This is a genomic window from Psychrobacter sp. APC 3426, assembly GCF_030408035.1.
GTDB lineage: Bacteria > Pseudomonadota > Gammaproteobacteria > Pseudomonadales > Moraxellaceae > Psychrobacter.
On the sequence record NZ_JASDCF010000051.1, the window covers coordinates 1 to 5,237 of the forward strand.

Sequence of the window (5,237 nt, forward strand, 5' to 3'; positions counted from 1 at the left end):
TGGTAAGGCGGCTAATGAAAGCCCGCCGTATCGTTGAAACAGTCATTGGTCAGCTATCAGAACGATTTAATATACAAAAGGTACGAGCAAGAGATTTATGGCATTTGTCTCATCGATTGATTCGTAAGATTCTTTCACACAATCTGTGCTTTGTACTCAACAAAAAACTTGGTAACCCGCCTCTTCAGTTTGATTTGCTTATTTCAAGTTGAGAGTGGGGTATATAGTATAAGTAGTTAAACACTTTTTAGGAAGGTCTCACACCGAACCAATCAGGCGCTTCCACTGGTTCGGTACCCTAGTGAGGACTTGGATACTAACCTGTAGCCTAGATTATTTGAATAGACATAGTCTCTAAGAGTGGAACAGTGTACATCTAAGTTTACTAGCTAACTCCGGTTCAATGATTTTTAACCATGCTATCTAGGGTCAACATACTATTATTCCTTATGCCCTCTAGCATCTGCAATATACCGAAATTAATATCACTGGAGAAAAAAGCATCTGGTATTATATCGCACCATCAAAAAACCATTATGTTCTGAATATTTGCGCTTCAGAATATAAACCACAAAGTCAGCACGAGCGAACAAGACATTCACTGTCCACTTTATTGCCAAGCTAGCTAGAAAGTATAAAGCTATTGGAATCTCTATTTATGAATAAAGAAACAAGCAATCAGCACTATTTTACCGTGTGGCGATGGCATTTTTATGCAGGAATATTTGTTGTCCCTTTTTTAATTATTTTATCTTGTACCGCACTTGGTATGTTGGTTACGTCTAACACAGTGGGACGAGACAATGACCGTTTAAGCATTACTGTTCCCGAATCAGCAATGCAAGCGCCCATCGCTACCCAAGCTAAAAACGCGCTCAATACCTTACCCAATAGTACCCTCGTTAAATATATCGCCCCTCGTGATACGGATAAGGTAGCTCTGTTTCAGGTAACATCAGAAGACCATGACAATATGGTAGCCGTCAATCCTTATACTGCAGATATCGTCAACAGTACACCCAGCAATAGCAATCTGTATTATACCTTTGACAGTATTCATGGTGATTTGCTGCTGGGTAAAGTCGGTGATTATATTCAAGAAACGACTGCTTCATTAACAATTCTAATGATACTAACTGGCTGGTATTTGTGGTGGCATAAGCGTAAATCTGTCAAAGCAATGTTAATTCCTGATGATACTAATCTGAAGAAAAAGCGTTCCTTTTTCCGGACGATCCACGCGACATTAGGCAGTTGGATATCTGTTTTGCTACTGTTTTTCTGCATTTCAGGCATGGCTTGGGCAGGCATTTGGGGTGAGCGCATTGTACAGTCGTGGAGCCAGTTCCCTGCGGGTAAATGGGGCGTTGCGCCCATACCACTGTCGATTGACCACAGTCAGCATCATGCTGGTATGAATATGGATAATACTGATGCCGCGCCGCACGTTCATGGCGCAACAGCAGACATAGCGCCCACACATGGTAGCGTATTAAATTCAGGAAAGACTAAAGACGTGCCTTGGGTACTAGAGTTAACACCAATGCCAGAATCAGGTACGACTATGGGTAAAAACGGTATTGCGCCCAATATACCCATTATGATTGATACCGTAGATCGATTTGCTCATAAGCTTGGTTTTGTAGGGCGTTATCAGTTGAATCTACCGCAAGGGGAAACAGGCGTATGGACGATTAGCCAAGACTCAATGAGCTACGATATGAAAAGCCCAACGGCTGATCGCACCGTGCATATTGACCGCTATTCCGGTAAGGTTTTGGCTGATATACACTTCGATGATTACAATGCGTTTGGTAAATTTATGGCAGCGGGTGCTGCCATACACATGGGGACGCTGGGGTGGTGGAGTGTATTAGCCAACGTTTTATTCTGCCTCTCTGTTATTGCCATTTGTGTGAGTGGTTATGTGATGTGGTGGCAACGCCGTCCTCGTCAAACTAACGACATGACTGGACTCAATCCACCAGCTCGTAGTCAGCGTTTTACTATAGGGTGGACGCTTGCCATTCCGTTACTTATTGTCGCTATCATATTCCCAACGGCAATCATTGCTATTGTTGTCATCGCTTTATTAGATTTTTTATTGATATCGCGTGTTAAATTTTTACGCAAGCTACTGAAGTAAGTATCTTTAATAGATTCTACTGTTATAGGCTATAGCCTCAAAGAAGCCTGACTAGATACTTTCTTATTGACTTGTAACATAGACATGTTAATGTGAGCGTTCTTTGGGGAGTAGCCTGCTTTCGTTCTGCGAAAGAGTTCGTGTCAACATGCTTGGCCATATGCCATGGTACGAACACCTCTCGGTTGGCGAGACCATCGATATATCCACACTGCAGGTCGAGAGTGTGCGTATGTCGTTGACTCTATACTCGGCCTGAGAACATCACATGAATCCTATAGCACTTTCATTACTTGCTTTTTCTATGTCTACTGATGCCTTTTCTGTGGCGATTGGTAAAGGCGCAAGTCTTAAAAACCCCCGTTTTACCGAAGCGTTAAGAATGGGTGTCATCTTTGGCTCTATTGAAGCGATTACCCCTATCATTGGCTGGTTAATTGGCCGTTCTGCTACCTCTTTTATCGATGCCTCTTTTATTGAAGCATGGGACCATTGGGTCGCATTCGTCATTCTATTAGGCTTAGGGCTGCACATGCTGTATGCAGGGCTAAAACCGGATAATGAAGAACAAGAAGCCCCCTCAAGACATTCGTTTCTCAAACTTGCTGTTGCTGCTTTTGGTACTAGTATCGATGCGATGGCTGTCGGTATTAGTCTTGCATTTATAGAAGTTAATATTCTACTAGCAGCAAGCTTGATTGGGTTGGCGACGGCCAGCATGGTCACGTTTGGCGTGATGCTTGGAAAAGTACTGGGATCACTCATCGGCCATAAAGCGGAAATGTTCGGCGGCTTAATGCTAATTGCCATCGGTGGGTGGATCCTATTCAGCCATTTTTAATTGCAAAAGCCTATATGTGACCTGATAATTTAGTCCTCTTTATTATTTTCTTATCAGCTGCATCCAACAAGTCAGCCGTATGGTCAGCGACTGGCTCAAGGAAATCTCTTTTACTACGTATCCATGTTAAAAGTGGCATATTTACCCCATCCAATGTGAACTCATTATATCCACTCAATACACCCTTTGATCTTTATTTAAAGGTAAAACAACATCATATAAAAATCGTTTTAATGCAGTAAGGCTTAATAATAACCATTATGTTGCATTCATAATCGCTTTTCTGCAAAATGGCTTATCTATAAACTCTTGAGCCACTCATGATGAACCCCCTACCTCAGACCCTATTGGCGCAGCATGGCTTGTCCGTCATGCAAGCATCGAGCTGGCTGCCCCTTTATAGGTCAGCAGCAGTATCGGTGGGCGCAGACAAACCTATAAAGACGGTGACGTCATTCATAACGCTTATCAGGAAACCGCGCGTCCACTGGACACTACCATTGCGCACTTACAGTTTCACATGCGTCATGAAGTACTGAGTTTAGAGTTACTGACTCGTTTGTTTAAGCAGATAGGGGCAAATGACGTACAAGCATGGGTAAACGCTGAGCCGACAGGCAGCTATGCCCGTAGAATGGCTTTCTTATATGAATGGCTTATGGATGAGCGTTTAGAGGTACCGAGTAATATAGGCGGTAACTATGTGGATGCTTTGGATACCAAGAAATTGGTTACTTCAAGTCCTTCGCAGGTTATCAAGAACGCCCGCTGGCGTATCAATGACAACCTAGCAGGAACCCGTCATTTCTGTCCGATGCTGGTGAAAACAAAGGCCTTTACACAAGCAGCTGCACTCGATATTGCCATGATGGTTGACAAACTTAACGATGAATTTGGGCAAGACTTACTGATGCGCGCCTCCGTATGGATGACACTACGAGAGAGTAAAGCCAGTTTTACTATAGAAGGTGAGGGAAAAGAGTTAAAACGCATTGAACGTTTTGCCGATGTGATGGCACGGCGTACCGGCACCGGTGACATTCCGCTTGACCCTGAATCACTAGCAGAGTTGCAACAAGATATACTCGGTAGCAAAACAGTTATCCAGCAGTATGGTGTCCGTCAATCACCAGTTTTTGTGTCGCATACTCAGGTCAATGGCTTTAAAGAGATTGTGCACTATATTGCGCCACCTGCTGATGACATTGCTAACAAGCTAGCAGGGTTACGGGTATTTATGGAAAAGACTGAGGGACAATCAGCACTAATGCGTAGTGCTGTTGCCTCCTTTGCCTTTGTGTATATTCATCCGCTAGCGGATGGCAATGGCCGCGTACATCGCTTTTTGATTAATGATGTCCTCAGACGAGACCAAATCACTCATGAGCCGATTATCCTACCTATATCACAAGCCATTGCTGAGCATCCCTCAGACCGTCATGCCTATGATAAGATTTTAGACCGAGTCTCTGTGCCGCTTATGAAGCAGATCCGTGATCATTATTGCTTTGATAAACAGGTGGCTACTTACCCTGATGGTATTCGCTCAAACTTAAATTTTGAAAACACTCACCTCATTCAACCTGCATGGCGCTTTATGGATCTAACGCCTCACGTTCAGTACTTATCAGGGCTCATTGCTCACGTTATTGAAAAAGAGATGCATAACGAGTCACAGTACCTAAGAAAGCATGACTATGCACGATTGGCGATAAAAGAGATTGTTGAGATGCCCAACAGCTATGCAGATAGAATCATTCGTAGCATGCTACAAAATAAGGGTGTTAAAAGTAATAAGCTATTGAAGGATTATCCGTTTTTGGCAAATGATGAGGTTTGGGACGATATTTTCTCTGTGGTTGTAGAAACCTTTAAAGATGAAGCAGATGGTTTGAATAGTTAGAACAAACCCTGCTATACGCAGGAAAGTCTGCCTTAGCAATTAAGCTTGAGCTGGTGTTAATATCATCGTTTCGATAATGATTGGTTTGTAAAAGATTCGGCTAAAATACTGTAACTTGAAACGTAATCAGTATTTTTCTTACTTAAACAGAATATATTAAAGGAACTCTAATAACAGACCATTTTTATTTGACAAGGTTATTACAGATCCTCAAAATAATTTTGAGTATTTGAGTATTTGAGTATTTGAGTATTTGAGTATTTGAGTATTTGAGTATTTGAGTATTTGAGTATTTGAGTATTTGAGTATTTGAGTATTTGAGTATTTGAGTATTTGAGTATTTGAGT

At 42.2% G+C, this 5,237-nt stretch carries 3 protein-coding genes, 1 pseudogene and 1 riboswitch; all 4 genes and pseudogenes read left to right on the top strand.

The window, feature by feature from the left end:
* Nucleotides 1-212, top strand: a pseudogene (locus QL919_RS13980) (IS982 family transposase); the annotation flags it as partial.
* Nucleotides 213-658: 446 nt separating this feature from the next.
* Nucleotides 659-2,146: a PepSY domain-containing protein gene (locus QL919_RS13985; protein WP_290190077.1), complete on the top strand. Its 1,488-nt coding sequence runs from the start codon at nt 659-661 to the stop codon at nt 2,144-2,146.
* A 93-nt stretch (nt 2,147-2,239) separates the two neighbouring features.
* A riboswitch (yybP-ykoY riboswitch) is annotated at nt 2,240-2,407 on the top strand.
* 43 nt (nt 2,408-2,450) lie between these two features.
* Complete coding sequence (locus QL919_RS13990; RefSeq protein ID WP_290190078.1) at nt 2,451-2,987, top strand: manganese efflux pump MntP family protein; 537 nt, start codon at nt 2,451-2,453, stop codon at nt 2,985-2,987.
* A 520-nt stretch (nt 2,988-3,507) separates the two neighbouring features.
* Nucleotides 3,508-4,890: a Fic family protein gene (locus QL919_RS13995; RefSeq protein ID WP_290190079.1), complete on the top strand. Its 1,383-nt coding sequence runs from the start codon at nt 3,508-3,510 to the stop codon at nt 4,888-4,890.
* Nucleotides 4,891-5,237: the final 347 nt, after the last annotated feature.